The organism is Microbacterium sp. NPDC028030, from assembly GCF_040637855.1.
Classification (GTDB): Bacteria; Actinomycetota; Actinomycetes; order Actinomycetales; family Microbacteriaceae; genus Microbacterium.
In genome coordinates, this window is the sequence record NZ_JBEZXF010000004.1 from 53673 (window position 1) to 68842 (window position 15170).

The window sequence follows — 15170 nt, forward strand, 5'->3', positions numbered from 1 at the left end:
AGAACGCGCCAACGGGCAGGTTCCGATCGCACCGACGACAGACCTTGGTGACAACGGCGCTCACTTCGCACCTCCGGTCATGGGGGCGTGCTCGCCGTCCCAACGTGGATGCAGCGGTCGCCACACGTCGATGCCAGGGACGAGCCCAAGGACGTGGCCGTCCGGATCCCAGGCAACATGCACCGTCCCGAGGTCGTCGACCGAGGTCACCACGCCGGTATCACCCGCACGGAGGCGGGTGTACTCGTCGGTGGTGCTGACGAAGGCGATGTGGTCGCCAGGCTGGGTCACTTGGTTTCCCTGGCGTTGGCCTCGTGCTTGGCGACGAGGCGGGCGGCGGCACGGTGGAACTTGGCGCGGAGCGGCTCGCTCGGGAGCTCCTTCGCGAGGCCGTTGATGACCGCCTTGGTGACGGGTTGCCCGTCCGCGTACGAGTTCACGAGCGCCTGGAGCAGGTAGCTCACGTGGGCGGCATCATGTCCGGGCCTGTAGATAGCCTTGGGTCCGACCTGCTCGTGGCAGTTGCCACAGGCGCAGGTGTTGACGGGGATCTCGGTGGCGGTGGCTCTGGCACTCATGGTGGGGTATCCAATCTCTGGTTTGATCTGGGCTTTATCTGCCCCACCTTCCATCAAAATGTACGCATATGCGTCCGCACAATTCCCCTCCTCCGCCTCAGCTTTCCGAGCAGCACGGAGGGCACGCCTCCGTTCCTTCGCGCGCTGCTTCGCCTCTTCGCTCGGTCGATACGCTCGGCGATTCTGCGCGCGTTCCAGCTCCGGCGCGAAGCCGCCCCAGACCCCCGCCCGCTCGCCCGCCTCGATCGCGTAGGCGCGACACTGGAACACGAGCGGGCAGTCCCAGCAGCGGTCAGCTGCGCGCTCCTGGTCCGCAGGATCGTCAGAAGTCCACTCCCCCGCATCCGATCCGACACACGGCACATTCGCGCCGTTATCGACTGCGACATGCACCTGCTCGATCAGACTGGAGTACAGCTCCCTGGGGTCCGGTGGGGTCTCCCGCGAACTCGCGGGTGCCAGGACGGGCCCGAGCGGGGCGAGCTCCTCCGAGGTCACAGAAGCGCCAGCCGGAAGCAGGACGGACATCCCTGCTGCAAGCCTGCCCATCAGTCGCGAACCCTCGGCGAGCCCATCGCGGCAAAGAACTCCTCCTGAGCGCTGAACGAGGCGTTCGGCTCGGCCACGTAGGTGATCTCCTTCGAGTAGTTGTTCACCACGGCACCGCCGCCACCCGAACCGACCACGCCCAGGTCAGGCACGCGGAACGTATCGGCGAACGCATCCTCGACCGGACCCGACATGCGGTCCAGGCCGTCGATCAGGCCCTCACCGATGTAGATACCGAACTCGCGGAAAACCCGGGACGGGGAGGCGATACCGAAGATCCCCGCCACGGTGTCGACGATTCCGCCGAACGTGTCCTGGAACCACGCCGAGACCGACTGCCAGATCGACTTGAGGCCGTTCCACAGGCCCTGCACAACGTCACGGCCGATGTTGTAGAGCCAGGTCGCCGCCCCGGTGAACACCGCCATGATCTTGTCCGGGATCGACTGGAACCACGCGATCGTGCCATTCCAAATAGCCACCGCAGTGTTCTTCACGTTGTTCCAGATGCCCGACCAGAAACCGATGAAGCCATTCAGCGCACCCATGATCCAGGAGACCCACCCCTGGAAGATGCCTCGCACATAGGCGACGAACCCCGACCACACCGCCTGGATGAAGTTGCCGATCGCGGACCACAGTCCGTTCCACCACGAAGCGATGCCGTTGACGATCCCCATCAGCCAACCGACGAAGCCCGACCACACGCCCTGGATCCACCCGATGAAGCCATTCCAGACGTCGGAGATCCACTGACCCACCGCTGCCCAGATCGAATTCCACCAGGCGACGAAGCCCTCGACCACTCCGGTGACCCACGAGAGGAAGCCGCCCCAGACCTCGGAGATCCAGGCGACGGCCGTGTCCCAGTTCATGATCAGCCAGACGATCGCCGCGACGAGCGCCCCGATAGCCAACACAATCCAGGTGATCGGGTTGGCGAGCAGCGCCACGGTCCACGCGGCCGTCGCCACGACCGCCGCCCAGATCGCCGGTGCGAGTGCGGCCAAGATGACCGCCCCGAGACCGGCGACGATCGGGATGAACACGTTGGAGTTGGCGATAAGGTCGGCCAGGAAGTTCGTGACCTCGGTGATCGGCCCCTTGACCAGATCGAGGGCGGCGACCAGCTTCCCCTGGATCGTGGCGGCGAGGTTGCCCGCCGACCCCTCGAAGGTCTCGGTGGACTTCGCGGCCTCCACGGCGATCGGCTCGGTGCCCAGCTGAGTAATCGCGGCGTTGAACTCCTCGGCGGTGATTTCGCCCTTCTCCATCGCCTCCCGGAAGTTGCCGGTATAGGCACCGGCTTGGAGCAGGGCATCCATCAACTTCCCCGAGGCTCCCGGAATGGCATCCGTGAGCTGATTCCAGTTCTCGGTGGTCAGCTTGCCCTGACCGGCCGTCTGGGTCAGGACCGACCCCACACGGCCGAAGGTCTCCGAGCTGCCTCCCGCTGCAGCGTTCAGGTTGCCGAGACTCATCGCGAGGGTGTCGTAGTCCTTGACGCCGTTCGCGGCCAGAGTGGCGGTGATGGACTGGATGTCGCCGAGTGAGTAGGTCGTGGTGTCGGCGTACGCCTGGGTGCTCTTGGTCAGGGCGTCAATCTTGGCCGTGCTGAGACCGCCGAACTCCAGGGTCTGCTTGAACTTGTCGGTCGCGTCCGACGCTGCGACCGCATCACCGACGAAATCGGCGAGCATGTCCGCCGCCTGACCGATTGCGTCAGCGGCGAGGTTGCCGAAGGCGGAGCCGATCGCCGCGCCCTTGGTGGACCAGCTGTCGGTCTTCTTGTCGAAGTCGCCGTCGTCCACCTTGAGCTTCGCGACCAGCGTCCCGATGTCCATTGCCATGAGATCTCCAGAGTTCGTTGCTGCCAGTGCGGATCGCGGGCGATCCAACCCGCCCCGATTTCGCCGCACAACGCACCACGTCGGGTGCGGCCGGGATTTACCCGGCGTCATGCTCCGCGTGCCAGTCGGCGAGAGCGGGCACCAGCACCCGGTCGCCGCCCGGGCAGTCACCGAAGTGGACGCCGTGCACCATGTGGCCGTCGAGCAGACCGAGGGCGCGTATCTTGGCCAGCTGGTCATCGTCGAGCTGGTCGGCCCAGACCATCGGGCCACCACACGGACACTCCCCCTCGATCGCCTGGATGCGACGGCGCGCTAGCCCCTCCCGCACGACGGCCGGTGCGTCGTCGGGGATGCTTTGGACGACGAGCCGGTCGAGTGGGCGACCGGCAGGGATCACCCACTCCTGGCCGGGAGCCAGTGCCGGGGCGTCATCGCCGACCGGCACCGGCTCGAACGGATCGAGACTCATTGAGCACCCCCGAGCGGGTAACGCTCGCGGTGGGTGTCGTGGTAGAACTCCAGGACGAACCGGTCGAGATACGTAAGAACCTCCGCGCCGGGGATGTCCTCGGGCTGAACCCCAAGACGTGCCGCGACCGCGAGCACCCGCGCGTACAAGTCATGAACGCCAAGGAGCATGATCCGCCGCCAGTAGAGGTCGTTGATGCTGCGTTCTTGGAGGTGCTGATCGAGCGTGCGCTCCGCATAGGGCACCTTGAGGACGGGGTACCGGTCGCGGTACTCGCCCCACTCCCTGAGCTTTGCGACATGTTCGGTGATTGCTTCGTTCATGGTGACCTCCTCGGGTCGTTGTTGTTGTTGTCGAGCCCGGCGGCTGGCGCGGACGTCCGGGCGGGACGCTTCCAGCCGCCGGGGGTCTAGTTGTGATGCAGGACTGCGGTCAAGATGAATGCCAGCCAGGCGACGATCAGTGCGGCTGTGAAGGCCCACACGGTCGGGGTGCGCTTACGCTTCGACATCACTCGCCTCCACTGGTTTCGAGCCGGGACGGTCGTTCCGGCTGCGTGTTGCGCACGCGAGGACGCTTCCAGGTCTCTGCAGCACGGAAGTAGTGGCGGCGGCACAGACCATGCAGATGCGGCGAGCGCTCGCACCCCTCGACCCAGCATGTCGTCGCCTCACCCGCGACAGGACCCCACGCCCTGACCTCCGAGACATGCGCGAGGAGCCAGGACGGAATCTTGAACTGCGGGACGGCGGGCTTGATTTTCTTGTCATTCATGAGAGCGCCTCCATCGCGCGCGAAAGGTTGGGAAGAGATGAGAAGGTTGTTGCCGCTGGGGAGGGCGTGCACACTGCACACTTCTCGCGGGGGGATTTCTCTAGAGCTCCCAACTTGGGAGAGTTAGAAACCCCTTGCCCCGTCGGCTGTGCAGTGTGCACGGGGTGATATGCGGCGTTCATCAGAACTCTCCGATCTGGTCGCCGAGGCGCTCGTTCACGCGCTCGTTGGCCTGCCGGAGTCGCAGACCCAGCACCACACGGTCACGACCGCCCGACCGTGAACCTCGCATGGGCTGAGCCCCCTTCGGCACCAGGTCGGCGATCACGGTTTCCCGGAGGTCACCGAGCATCGTCGTGACGGTCACGTCCAGGCGGTGGCCCTGCTGCTGCCGGAACTCGTTGTAGGCGGACAGCAGCTCGCGGTTTCCGATGTAGTGCCCTTCGTCGCGGATCAGCCTCAGCGTCACGAACTCCTGCGCGATGTTCTGGCTGTTCACCCACTGATCCGTGGTGACCTTCACCGACGTTGGCAGGTGGGATTCGTCCAGCAACTGCGGCTTCTTGTGGGCCTGCACCGCTCCCTCGACGAGCCACGCGAGCACTTCCTCGCGAGCGGTTTCGAACCATGCCTTAATCGACGGGTCGCGCTTGCGCTCGTTCTCCGCGACCGGCTGGTCTTTGAAGGTGAACGGGAACGGTACCTCGGCGAACCGGCGGACGGTTCCACGGTTGACGTTCCGGAGCCGAAGCGAGGAATTTGTGGAGATGAACAGGTCGTGAGTCAGCGTGAACGAGAACGGCCGACCGGCTGGGTGCCGGCCCTTGGCCTCTCCGGAGTCCGTGATCCGCTTAAGCACCGACTCGTTGAGCATCTTGTCTTCCAGCTCCTCGGCGAGGAGGAACCGTGCCCCTTTGAGGTCGGCCATGTGGTACTCGGGATTCGTTCGAGCGCTGGAGCTGATTGCCTCGGGATCGAGCCTCATCCCGTATGTGCCCATCGCCTTCCGGACCCCGTAGGCGATGGTCGTCTTGGCGTTCTGCCCGCCGCCGTTCAGGATCACCACGCGGGCGTTGTCTGACTGCTTCCCGAACAGGGCCACACCGAACGACAGCTGGAGCCAACTCCGCGTGTCCTCAGGCACTGCTTCCAGCGCGCGATCCCACTTCGAACGGTCTACCTCGGGGTGATACTCGACCCCGGCACAACGGGTGAACCTGTCGACGGGCCGATGCGGACGGAGTTTGCCCGTTCGCAGGTCCACAACCCCGTTAGGGCAATTGAGCACGAACGGATCGGCGTCAAATGCGGCGATCGGGATGGTGAGCCTCCCGGACAGCAGCGACAGGACTGCCTGGGCCTTCTTCGCGGACCGGAGCATGTGGATCTCTCGCGGGTCGGGAGACTGCACGTTGGAGCAGATCCAGTCCGATACGGCGGCGAGCAGCGACTCGCGCGGGAGCGGTCGCCAGATCCCGTTCTCCTGCCGGAGCCACCCCGACTCTGTGTTCGCGTATTCGTCCGCCCATGCCTGCGCGAGCGCTCGTGCGATGTCGGCGTCAGTGGTTGCCATGCTTTGCCCCTCCGGACTTCTCGATTGCCCCGGCGAGGGCGTTGTTCCATTCCGCGACGGGGTTTTCCGCGGACGTGTGTGGGGTGTCGGCCCAGATGGTCGCGAGGCGGTCTAGTGCCTCGGGGACGCCGCCGTGGCCTTCCACGCCGAGCAGAACCAGGTGGGTCTGCACTTCCAGCAGCAGCTCATGACCGGCGAAGGTCTCGGCCTTTGCCCCGGTGAATCGGCGGACGACCCGCTGCACTGCATGGGACGGCGTGAGGCCGGAGTGATCACCGAACCAAGCGACGACACCACCGGAATAGGGCATCCCAGTCGCACCTTCGCGGACCTTGCCGCCTTGCAACGCGAGAGGTACTCGTACCTTGATCTGCGACACGGGCGGAAGCAGGTAGGGCGTGACGACGTACCCGCCTCGGCTCTTACGGTCGACACCGGGCAGGAGCCCGTTGATCGAGGTGCTGAGATCGCGGAACCAGAGGTGCAATCCGAGCCCCGAGACCGACGCACCTCGGAAGGTCGTCGGCGGCACATGGACGCGACGGTCGATGAGCGACTCCCAGCCGTCTGGCTTGCCGGGCTTGCGGTCCACGTCGACCACGGTCTTGTCGATTCGGCCGGGCGTGACGGCGGGGATCGCGGCCGGGTGCCGCTCCCACCACTTGAGGATGACTGTGGGCGACGTGCTTGCGAGGTTTTCCCAGTCGGTGAAGCCCCAGAGCGGCCGCTTGTCGAGACGGACCGGGAAAGTCGGGTATCCGTTGGAGGCGTTGGCGAGGGCGATCTCCAGGTAGTTCATCGGAGTGCCCCTGCCTGGATGAGGAAGCCGAGGACGACGCTCGCGGCCGACCCGAGGACTACCAGTGCAACGGTGACCGATCCGTAGAACACGTGGTCATGGAGCGCTTCTCGCGACTCGGGCGAGAGATGCAGCAGCGTCATCGCGGATCGCCCCCTGCGGGTGCGTCAACGGCGGGAGCGAACAGCAGCTGCAGGAAGCGAGCTACGTCCTCCGTAGGCAATGGGCGAGCGTCCCAGTCAGATGAGACGTCAGAATGAAATGTTGAACGAGACAAGAGTCAGAACCCCTAAGGTCCTGGCGTCTAGCTACGGCACCTTCTGGTGCTTCGCTGCCGGTCTACGGTGCCGGGTCCCTTCGCCCTCACCTACGCCTGGAGGTGAGTTCTCTTTCTCGTTTGTTGGCGCTGAGCGCCGTCTTCGCATCCAATTTTATCAGCCGAGTACCCGGCGGAAAATGAGTGGGGTACTCGTCGGCGTGTCGCGTATCGCTCGGGATACAGCAAGACCCCCGCCCTCTAGGACGGGGGTCTCACAACAGGGTTCGCGGCGGGTGTCTCACGTCCACCACAGTGACTCCGAGTCCATTTTATTTCGCTGGACTGGGATTTCCTTGAAGACACGTCGACGGCCACTTGCAGCAGGGACGCCCATGAACCGTCGAAACCGGAGCGCCCCACGACGATGTCCGCGGTCGCGTGTATCGTTCGGCTAAGGCGCAAAGGGGACGAGATGAGTCAAGACATCATCTGGAAGGGGCTGCACTGGGAACGGCGCGGCGACAAGATTGCGAAGTACCGCATCACGGACGTGCGACGGGGCACGGCGCTCGTAGTCGATTGCCCGGATTGGATCGCCGACCAAATACAGATGATCTTTGGCAGCTCGTGCGAGTCACGAGCGCTCGCCGAACACGTCGCAGACGATTACACACATGGCTTCCTGTTCCGAGACGGGGCACCCGACTCCCTCGAAACCACCATGCAGAACTTATCTTCGGTGCTCAGCATTCCTGCGCCGGACTACGTGGACGTCGCGATTACCCTCGACATGTACAACCGGCCGAACGATCAAGATGAGCTTGAACGGACTCCGGCCGGGTACTGGATCTGGACGACCAAGCACGCGAGCGAACCGACATGGAGCAACTCGCGCAACTCGCGCCGCCTCATGATCGACGCGCTCGTCAATGTGATCCAGCATCATCCCCTGTACGCCAACGCAACCGCGATTGTCACGGCACCGGGCCACAAGGCTGACGGCCAGAGCTTCGGCGAGATACTGGCTCGCGAGGTCGCCACGAAGGTCGGTATCCCCTTCGTGGAGACCTCCTCCCCCGGACCTCGGCCGCAGCAGAAGGAGACGCCGCAGGACCTCACTGACGTGTTCACCGTGGAAGGGCAGCTCACTGGCGATGTCATCGTGCTGGACGACGTGTACCACACTGGCGGCAGCGCGAGCGGCGCTGCTGCCGCCGCCAAGCGTGCCGGAGCCGACAGGGCCCTGTCGCTAACCGTCGCGAGGACTATTAGGTGGTGACACTGTTGAATTCCGTGCACACGCTCGAACTCGCTCTCGCCGGGTTCGCGGAGTTGCGCACGCCCGGTCAGATCACCCGCGCATTACGGGCTGGGGGTCTCGACGTTCTCGAAGAGGCTCTCGCCGGTCTCTCGGAATCGGCGCGAGTGGAGGTAGAGGCCAAGGCCGACGAGATGCAGCGCGCTGGCATTAACGCTGTGATCTTCCGCGCCGAGGACTTCCCGAAAATCCTCGTGAAGAACGACAAACCCATCGCCCCCATCCTGTTCTACCGAGGCAACAAAGACCTGCTCTACACGGATGGAGTCGGTATGTGCGGCTCCCGTCACGTGAGCGCCAAGGGGCTTGAAGCCGCAGGGCGATGCGGTGAATTGGTTACTAACAAGGGCATGTCTGTCGTTTCTGGGTACGCCGCCGGTGTGGACACGGCAACTCACCTCGCCGCTCTACGGAACGGGGGCAGCACTGTGATCGTGCTCGCCGAGGGGTTCAACTACTTCCGAGTGAAGAAGAACTTCGCCGACGACTTCAACTGGGATCGCACTCTCGTCGTATCCCAGTTCCCCCCGAGCCAGACATGGCAAGCTCACGCCGCTATGGCACGCAATGGCATCATCTTCGGTCTATCGAAGGCGCTCGTGGTCATTGAAGCTGGGGAGAAGGGCGGCACCCTGGCTGCTGGCGAGGGCGCGATCCAACTTGGTCGGCCAGTCCTCGCCGTGGACTTCGGCGAGGACACTCCGATGGGTAACCGCATCCTGATCAACAAGGGCGCGAAGGCGATCCGCACCACTAACGAACTCAGCGACGCCCTCGATGAGGTGCATTCCTCGGTAGCCCCGATTGACGCGCCCCCGTTGTTCTAAGAACCTCTGAGACCCTCAGAGTTCAGTGCGATTTCGGATGTCGTCATCCGTCAGAGGAGCGAAGTCGGAGTCAACTTCCTGCTGATACTCATCAACAAGGTTGCGATTGTCCTGCTCCTTGTACTTGGTTGCCTGCTTACGGTTCAGCTCTCGCTTATCGGGATTACTCTCGTTGAGCTTCTTCTTGGAAGGCTTGCGGGCCTTCCCATCGGATCCGATCACCGTTTGCTCGATCTGAAGAGTCTCAGTCGCGTATCGGTTGTAGAACGGGGAGACGTCCATCAACAGTCGCCAGTAGACCCATTCCTTGGGCACGAGCAGCAACGGCCGCCCGTCCGCGACCGGAAGTGTGAGGTTGCGCTTCTTCCACGTCAAGGATGCAGGGTCGAAGAGGTCGTACTCGTCCGTCGCAGCTCCCGCAGCGAGGCTGGGGTAGGTGTTCATCATGTCTGCTGTGAAATCCGCGAGGACGTGAAACACGATCCGTGTGGTCGCATCAGAAATCAGGTCATATCCGACTCCGTCTGCGAACAGCCTCAGGTGTTCGAGCCGCGTCAAGACTGCGATCCTGGCCTCGTGGCTCTTATCGAGTAGATCCCAAAGGTCCTTCGATTCCTCGTCTCCGAACGCTCTTCCAAACTTGCTCTTGACGCTCATCCCGAGACGGGTTTCATTAGGCTCATGAAGGTGTCCGAGCAACTCCTGACCCTTCACATGGTCGCCTGAGGCAGTTGAAAGCCGAAGCCTCAGCACTTCGCCGAAGAAGGCGACGAGGGCGCTGTTCGCCGCAGTCGCGTACTTACCCTTACCGTTTCGAATCGCGCTCGGGTCCAGGAACAGCAGATTATCCCGATGGACATGCACGTCCACGAACGGCACCGGATTAGCGATACTGAAGGTCTTGGTAACACGCATACAAAACTCCCCAACTTCTTCGTTGTTCACGCGGCGCGCGCCGGTCGAGGGGCAGTCGACGCCCCCACGTGAACCATATCGCTAAGGTACGGACATGGAGTTCTGGGACACCTTTTGGGCCACGATGTGGGGAGCCCTCGGCGGCGCTGTCATCGGCGCGTTTGCAGCGTGGCTATTCTCTCTGGACCTGCGGCGACGCGAGCGGGAGGACCGCAAGCAGGAACGAGAGCAGGATCGGCTGGATCGTGAGTCGGAGCGGGAGTTCGCTCATGCAGCGCGCCAGGCTGAGCTCGACCGAACCGAGAAGGCCGAGGCAGCCCGTCGGTGGTTGGCCATATGCGGGGCGCTGAGTAGCTACGTTGCCGTCCCAGGGTGGGAAAAGTCGAAGTACCAAGCAGCCGCACTCGACCGAATCTCCGATGTATACGTCCTCGGGCAGCCCGCCGACCGGATGATCGCGAACGTGCTCAAAGACTTCGGCCCCAGCGATATCGCCGTGGTACGAACTGCAGGTCGAGTGTCCGGACAGCTCCACCGATATGCCCGGGGCGAGGACTCGGCGGACGAGTGCGCGCGGCAGCTTGGTTTCATACTGGTCGAGTCGCGCAAGCTCCAGGCCAAGGCTAAGGAAGAGGAAGAAGCCCGGCAACTCGCAGAGGAGCACTGAGCGGTTCTCCCCGGCCTCCGGTGGGGTCTTCCTGGACATCGAGAAGGCCCGACGCCCTCCGAGGGGTGCCGGGCCTTCTCGATTCAAGTGAGAGGCGCGGAGCGTCAGTCCTGGATGAGACCGGGGCGTGCGGGACCAGCTGCCGCGACAACCGCTTCGGCCCCAGTCATGAATCGGTCAAAGAGGGAAACGACCGCGGTGAGGTCCGGAGCCGCCTTCGCGTCCTGCGCCGTCAGGTCTGCGTATGCCGCCGTGTGATTGCGGAGCGCCTGGGAGAGGAACTGCCGCTCCCGAGGAGCCGTCGTATTCTCCAGCAGATCGAGGGTCTTCTCCGTGGCATCCAGGATCCGATCGGACAGTGCCGCTCGTCGGTTCCGCGCGTACTCGCTCTGCACTCCCCGAGCCTTCGCCATAGCTGCCGGGGTGCCCGAGGAACTGGAGCCCGTGCGGGCGAACTCCAGCCCCTCAGTATCACGGACAACCCGAGAGACCGTCGCGGGGTGGACGCCCACAGCCTTCGCGACCTGACCGCGCGTCAGCCCATCGCGGACCAGGCGCACGATCTCCGCCTCCACCTCCGGTGGCGTCCGCACCCCCGACTGACGCGCGGACACGATCACGCCTGCTTTGCGGGGATCGTGTCGCGGCGGAGGTTCAGACCGTCCAGCTTCTCGACCTTGAAGTCGATCTGGATGTCACGATCCAGGTTCTCGTCGACCCCGAGCGCCGCGTATCCCTGCGGATCCAGATGCGCCATGCGCGACATGGTACCCAGCGAGACCGCGCCCTCCAGCGCCTCGCTCAGCACCTTGCGCCACGCTGCCACGATGTTCGCGTCGGCCGTCAGATCGCGGACCCGGACAGCGGCCGGGACGCCATGCTCCACCAGCTGCTGGAACACCAGCTCGCGGACCTCGGCGATCACGCCCGATGGGTCGGTCGATGCGAGCGCCTCCGGGGAGACCTCGATCCACTGTGCGATCGCCGCGAGCCGGAGCGGGTTCGCTGCGCGGATGAGCGCCTCCAGCGACCGACCAGCGGTCACCAGCGCGGAAACCTTGCGCCACTCCGCCTCCTGGAGCGCCACCTCGTCGGCGTTCTTCGGCGCGAGGCCGTCCAGCACCTCGGCGATCTGCGCATCCGAGTCGGCGTCCTTCGCGTCCGGGATCCGGTCGAGCAGCGCGGCGCGGGCGTCCATGAGCTGCTTGAACCGCTCGCGGTGCAGCGCGGAGTTCGTGTAGTTCGGGTTCTGGAAGTCCACAGCCTGCGCCACCGAGCGGCGGAAAGTCGTGAAAGCCTGCACGAAGGGTGCGGTGTTGGTGGTCATTTGAATCTCGTTTCTCTGGGTGGACTGCGCCCTGGGTGGACCTTCGGTCCTGGGTGGACTTCGCCCTGGGTGACCCGTCAGCCGTTGCTGGCGGGAGCTTTCGGGCGCGACAAAACCGTGCGCGACTTCGCGGCACAAGTCACCACGTCGAGAGAGCGCATCACGCGGCCTCTGCGATGTGCCGGAGGGAGACCTCGAACGGGAACTTCGGGAGGGTGACCGGGGCGTCAGATGCAAGCCGACCGAGCAGGGAGGAGCATCAGGATCTCCTTGCGGCCTGCCTGCTCGATGAGGGTGCGCTTCGCGCCTTCCCTCGCGTCGCCCGCCTGGGCGTGCAGGACGGCGGCAAGGGGCGCCCCCTGCTCGAGTGCGGCGATGACCTGATCGATCGCGCGCGACAGCCCGGGCAGTTCGAGGCGCCGCGACAGCTCGCCGAGGGCGTCGGCCACAGGCGATCCGGTGCCGACCGCGAGCACCACCTGTCGGAGTTCCGCGGTCAGTTCGCCGGACCCGACCGCAGCGACGCGGCGGAGCGATTCGAGGAACCCCTCGCCCGCGGACAGACACAGCGCGAGGAACTCCAGTGTCGTGGGGAGCTCATCAGTGAGTCGGGTGCGCCGAGCCCTGGCGCGCGCGGAGAGCTGCATGTCGTAGGTGACGGCGGCGAGCGCACCGCACAGCAGCGGCAATCCGCTCGTCGGGACGGTCAGCCGCCCGATCACGGCCAGCACGATCAGCACCGCAGCGCCCGCGCCGATGCCGGCGACCACCCATCCGAGCTGCCTGCCCCGGAACGCCGCTGGCTCCATCGCCACACCCGCCTGAGCGAGGCGTCGCCGCAGCGCCTCTCCCCCGCCCATCATCCGCTCGAAGCCGTCTCGGATCACGGCCCAGACCGTGCGGGTGCTCGCGGGGAGAGCACCCGCGGTGGGCAGCGCCCCGCGCGGAAGGTCATCGTCGGGCACCACATCGCGGACATAGGGACCGACGCGGACCGGAAGAGACGCAGCCCGCCAGCGCGGCAGGACGGAGAGCAGGCTGAGGACACCTCCCGCGAAGGCTCCACCGATGAGGATCGCGGCGGCGACAGAGGAGACCCCGGTCACCCGAACCACCTCCGGGGTTCGGGGAGTCGACCGATGCGCACCATGATCTGGAAAGCGGCCACCGAGATCGCGGCGCCCCCGCAGATCACGAGCACCCCCTCCGGCGTCCCGTACGCGGATGCCCCTTCGGGGCGCAGCACGAGCAGACCGAGGATGACCCATGGCGCGACGGCGCCGAGCACCGCGGCTCCGCGGATCCACGACTGTCGCGCCTCGACCTCGCCACGCAGCGCGGCATCCGCCCGCACCGACGTCGAGAGCGCCCGGAGCACGCCTATCAGCTCCGTTCCGCCCACCTGCCGGGCCATCCGCAGCGTCTCGACGATCCGGTCGGCGATGGGGTCGGCCAGAGATGCCTTCAGCCGGTCGATGCTCGTCTCGAATCTGCCGCTCGCGCGAAGGTCTCTCGCGAACACGGCGAAAGCCGGCCGGAGCATCGTGGGTGCGGACTCCGCCAGACTCGCGACCGCATCGGGGAGCGAGAGACCGACGCGAATGGACGCGATGAGCAGATCGCACACGTCGGGCCAGAGCTGGCGCCGCAGTCTCCGCAGGCGCATGCGTCGACCGCGCAGGAACATGATGGGTGCCGCCGCCCCCGCCGCTCCCGCGAGCAGCGCGAGTACGGCCAGGTCTGTGATGAGCCAGACCGCGGACGCGGCGATGCCTCCCGCCGCGACGATCCCCGTGACGAGGGTGCGCGAGGACAGCGCTTCGAGCCCGGCCTCTCCGATCAGCCGGGTGAGGCGTCCCGACCTCGAGGCGACGGTGTCATCGGCACGGCGCGGCCACATCCACGGGGAGATGCACAGCAGCACGCCGGCGGCGAGCGCGGCCCCGAGCAGGAACGTCACGAGGCGACCTCGGTCTGGCCTCGCCGACGAGAGGCGAGATCGTCAGCAGAGGAGGCGGAGCGGTACACACTGCTGGTCCGGATGATGCCGCCCTCCACCGAGCCGGTCGGCGCGATGACCTCCTGCACTCTGCGGTGTCCGTCGCGACCGCGACCGCAGTGGACGACGAGGTCGACCGATGCGGACAGAGCCGGCGCGATGAACGCGCGGTCGATGTTCCGGCCTGCGAGGAGCGGCAGGAGGCTGAGCTTCTCGAGCGCCTCCGTCGCGGAGTTCGCGTGCACCGTGCAGGCGCCGGGTACGCCGGTGTTGAGCGCCAGCACGAGATCGAGTGCCTCGGCGTCTCGCACCTCGCCGACGACCAGGCGATCCGGCCGCATGCGCAGCGCCTCCTTCACCAGTCGGCGCAGGGTGATCTCACCCGTGCCCTCCAGACTCGGCTGGCGTCCCTGGAGCGCGACCAGGTCGGAGCCGACGACCGCCAGCTCGAATGTCTCCTCGACCGTGACGATGCGCTGCGTGGCCGCGCATGAGGCGAGCAGCGCACCCAACAGGGTGGTCTTCCCGGCGTGGGTCGCACCGGAGACGATCACGGTGCGGCCGTCGTCCATCGCATCCCGGAGCATCTCTGCGACAGAGGACGGCAGCATCCCCTGCTCCACGAGCGCCTCCAGCGACCGGTACTTCGGCAGGAACTTCCGGACGTTGACCGCCCAGCCTCCGCGCACGACATCCGCGATCGCCACGTGCAGCCGCGAGCCGTCGGGCAGGGAGGCGTCGACGAACGGCTGACTGATGTCGACGCGTCGGCCCGTCGACTGGAGCATCCGCTCGACGAGGTCGCGCACGGCGGGGTCATCGAGGCGCACCGCGGTCCGCTCGCCCCTCCCGCCGCGCGCCACGTGCACGTATCCCGTGCCGTTGAGCCAGATCTCCTCGATGTCGGGGTCGTCGAGGAGCGGTTGCAGGGCGCCGAAACCGCTGAGCGAAGCCAACACATCGCGGACGCACGCCTCTTCGTCGTCGATGAGTCCATCGCCCCGGGTGACGGCGAGGTCATCGTGCCGGCGCACCTCCGCGCGTGCGATCCGCGTCGCAGCGGCCGGATCGACGCCGGGGTCGATGCCCTCGGCCCGCAGTCGCACCCGCACGCGTTCGGCGACCAGGGCAGCGGGATGACTCACCCCGGCATCCTCGCAAGTTCCCGACGCAGGGGCCCGAAGTTATCCACAGGGATCAGGACCGCGCACGACTGCGGGCCGATCTCCAGGCATGCGGTTACGGCGGCAACTAGAATGAACC

At 65.7% G+C, this 15170-nt stretch carries 18 protein-coding genes and 1 pseudogene; 3 read left to right on the plus strand and 16 right to left on the minus strand.

Annotated elements, in window-relative coordinates:
- Positions 1–60: 60 nt before the first annotated feature.
- The 10 genes and pseudogenes from AB0E56_RS18340 to AB0E56_RS18385 all read right to left on the minus strand — a co-directional run bounded on the left by AB0E56_RS18340 (position 61) and on the right by AB0E56_RS18385 (position 6738).
- Positions 61–291, minus strand: a complete 231-nt coding sequence (locus AB0E56_RS18340) for a DUF4314 domain-containing protein (protein ID WP_359801374.1) — start codon at positions 289–291, stop codon at positions 61–63.
- The gene (locus tag AB0E56_RS18345) at positions 288–578 is read right to left on the minus strand and encodes a hypothetical protein (RefSeq protein ID WP_359801540.1); all 291 of its coding nucleotides are present in this window, start codon (positions 576–578) and stop codon (positions 288–290) included. The genes AB0E56_RS18340 and AB0E56_RS18345 overlap by 4 nt, the downstream gene beginning before the upstream one ends.
- A 201-nt stretch (positions 579–779) precedes the next feature.
- A pseudogene (locus AB0E56_RS18350) lies at positions 780–1127 on the minus strand (WhiB family transcriptional regulator); the annotation flags it as partial.
- Complete coding sequence (locus AB0E56_RS18355) at positions 1127–2977, minus strand: tape measure protein (RefSeq protein ID WP_359801376.1); 1851 nt, start codon at positions 2975–2977, stop codon at positions 1127–1129. The gene AB0E56_RS18355 and the pseudogene AB0E56_RS18350, both read right to left, overlap by 1 nt.
- A 97-nt stretch (positions 2978–3074) precedes the next feature.
- Entirely contained in the window at positions 3075–3449 is a 375-nt protein-coding gene (locus AB0E56_RS18360) for a hypothetical protein (RefSeq protein WP_359801378.1), read from the minus strand.
- Positions 3446–3772: a hypothetical protein gene (locus AB0E56_RS18365; protein WP_359801379.1), complete on the minus strand. Its 327-nt coding sequence runs from the start codon at positions 3770–3772 to the stop codon at positions 3446–3448. Before AB0E56_RS18365 ends, AB0E56_RS18360 begins: the two co-directional genes overlap by 4 nt.
- Before the next feature lie 187 nt (positions 3773–3959).
- On the minus strand, positions 3960–4223 hold the full coding sequence (locus tag AB0E56_RS18370) for a hypothetical protein (protein ID WP_359801380.1): 264 nt from the start codon (positions 4221–4223) through the stop codon (positions 3960–3962).
- 181 nt (positions 4224–4404) lie between these two features.
- Positions 4405–5796, minus strand: a complete 1392-nt coding sequence (locus tag AB0E56_RS18375; RefSeq protein ID WP_359801383.1) for a phage/plasmid primase, P4 family — start codon at positions 5794–5796, stop codon at positions 4405–4407.
- Positions 5783–6595, minus strand: a complete 813-nt coding sequence (locus AB0E56_RS18380; protein ID WP_359801385.1) for a bifunctional DNA primase/polymerase — start codon at positions 6593–6595, stop codon at positions 5783–5785. The genes AB0E56_RS18375 and AB0E56_RS18380 overlap by 14 nt, the downstream gene beginning before the upstream one ends.
- Positions 6592–6738 carry a hypothetical protein gene (locus AB0E56_RS18385; protein ID WP_359801388.1) on the minus strand — a complete coding sequence of 49 codons (147 nt, stop codon included), beginning with the start codon at positions 6736–6738 and terminating at the stop codon, positions 6592–6594. The genes AB0E56_RS18380 and AB0E56_RS18385 overlap by 4 nt, the downstream gene beginning before the upstream one ends.
- A 588-nt stretch (positions 6739–7326) precedes the next feature.
- Between AB0E56_RS18385 and AB0E56_RS18390 the strand changes: the two genes are divergently transcribed.
- Positions 7327–8133 carry a hypothetical protein gene (locus tag AB0E56_RS18390; protein WP_359801390.1) on the plus strand — a complete coding sequence of 269 codons (807 nt, stop codon included), beginning with the start codon at positions 7327–7329 and terminating at the stop codon, positions 8131–8133.
- Positions 8130–8999: a DNA-processing protein DprA gene (locus tag AB0E56_RS18395; RefSeq protein ID WP_359801392.1), complete on the plus strand. Its 870-nt coding sequence runs from the start codon at positions 8130–8132 to the stop codon at positions 8997–8999. Before AB0E56_RS18390 ends, AB0E56_RS18395 begins: the two co-directional genes overlap by 4 nt.
- A 15-nt stretch (positions 9000–9014) precedes the next feature.
- On the opposite strand, the gene AB0E56_RS18400 is transcribed toward AB0E56_RS18395, so the two are convergent.
- Positions 9015–9944 (minus strand): hypothetical protein, encoded by a 930-nt coding sequence (locus AB0E56_RS18400; protein ID WP_359801394.1) that lies wholly within the window; start codon positions 9942–9944, stop codon positions 9015–9017.
- Between the two features lie 64 nt (positions 9945–10008).
- On the opposite strand from AB0E56_RS18400, the gene AB0E56_RS18405 reads away from it, so the two are divergent.
- Entirely contained in the window at positions 10009–10581 is a 573-nt protein-coding gene (locus AB0E56_RS18405; RefSeq protein ID WP_359801395.1) for a hypothetical protein, read from the plus strand.
- 104 nt (positions 10582–10685) lie between these two features.
- On the opposite strand, the gene AB0E56_RS18410 is transcribed toward AB0E56_RS18405, so the two are convergent.
- The 5 genes from AB0E56_RS18410 to AB0E56_RS18430 all read right to left on the minus strand — a co-directional run bounded on the left by AB0E56_RS18410 (position 10686) and on the right by AB0E56_RS18430 (position 15052).
- Positions 10686–11195 carry a helix-turn-helix domain-containing protein gene (locus AB0E56_RS18410; RefSeq protein WP_359801397.1) on the minus strand — a complete coding sequence of 170 codons (510 nt, stop codon included), beginning with the start codon at positions 11193–11195 and terminating at the stop codon, positions 10686–10688.
- 2 nt (positions 11196–11197) lie between these two features.
- Complete coding sequence (locus AB0E56_RS18415) at positions 11198–11908, minus strand: hypothetical protein (RefSeq protein WP_359801400.1); 711 nt, start codon at positions 11906–11908, stop codon at positions 11198–11200.
- A gap of 227 nt (positions 11909–12135) precedes the next feature.
- A complete protein-coding gene (locus AB0E56_RS18420) occupies positions 12136–13014 on the minus strand; it encodes a type II secretion system F family protein (protein WP_359801401.1) in 879 nt (292 codons plus the stop codon).
- Complete coding sequence (locus tag AB0E56_RS18425) at positions 13011–13868, minus strand: type II secretion system F family protein (RefSeq protein ID WP_359801404.1); 858 nt, start codon at positions 13866–13868, stop codon at positions 13011–13013. The genes AB0E56_RS18420 and AB0E56_RS18425 overlap by 4 nt, the downstream gene beginning before the upstream one ends.
- On the minus strand, positions 13865–15052 hold the full coding sequence (locus tag AB0E56_RS18430; protein WP_359801407.1) for an ATPase, T2SS/T4P/T4SS family: 1188 nt from the start codon (positions 15050–15052) through the stop codon (positions 13865–13867). Before AB0E56_RS18430 ends, AB0E56_RS18425 begins: the two co-directional genes overlap by 4 nt.
- Between the last annotated feature and the right edge of the window lie 118 nt (positions 15053–15170).

Coding starts and splice junctions, on each gene's coding strand:
- AB0E56_RS18365 (WP_359801379.1), bottom strand. CDS start 3,772: ATGAACGAAGCAATCACCGAACATGTCGCAAAGCTCAGGGAGTGGGGC.
- AB0E56_RS18415 (WP_359801400.1), bottom strand. CDS start 11,908: ATGACCACCAACACCGCACCCTTCGTGCAGGCTTTCACGACTTTCCGC.
- AB0E56_RS18380 (WP_359801385.1), bottom strand. CDS start 6,595: ATGAACTACCTGGAGATCGCCCTCGCCAACGCCTCCAACGGATACCCG.
- AB0E56_RS18390 (WP_359801390.1), top strand. CDS start 7,327: ATGAGTCAAGACATCATCTGGAAGGGGCTGCACTGGGAACGGCGCGGC.
- AB0E56_RS18385 (WP_359801388.1), bottom strand. CDS start 6,738: ATGACGCTGCTGCATCTCTCGCCCGAGTCGCGAGAAGCGCTCCATGAC.
- AB0E56_RS18360 (WP_359801378.1), bottom strand. CDS start 3,449: ATGAGTCTCGATCCGTTCGAGCCGGTGCCGGTCGGCGATGACGCCCCG.
- AB0E56_RS18405 (WP_359801395.1), top strand. CDS start 10,009: ATGGAGTTCTGGGACACCTTTTGGGCCACGATGTGGGGAGCCCTCGGC.
- AB0E56_RS18375 (WP_359801383.1), bottom strand. CDS start 5,796: ATGGCAACCACTGACGCCGACATCGCACGAGCGCTCGCGCAGGCATGG.
- AB0E56_RS18345 (WP_359801540.1), bottom strand. CDS start 578: ATGAGTGCCAGAGCCACCGCCACCGAGATCCCCGTCAACACCTGCGCC.
- AB0E56_RS18355 (WP_359801376.1), bottom strand. CDS start 2,977: ATGGCAATGGACATCGGGACGCTGGTCGCGAAGCTCAAGGTGGACGAC.
- AB0E56_RS18370 (WP_359801380.1), bottom strand. CDS start 4,223: ATGAATGACAAGAAAATCAAGCCCGCCGTCCCGCAGTTCAAGATTCCG.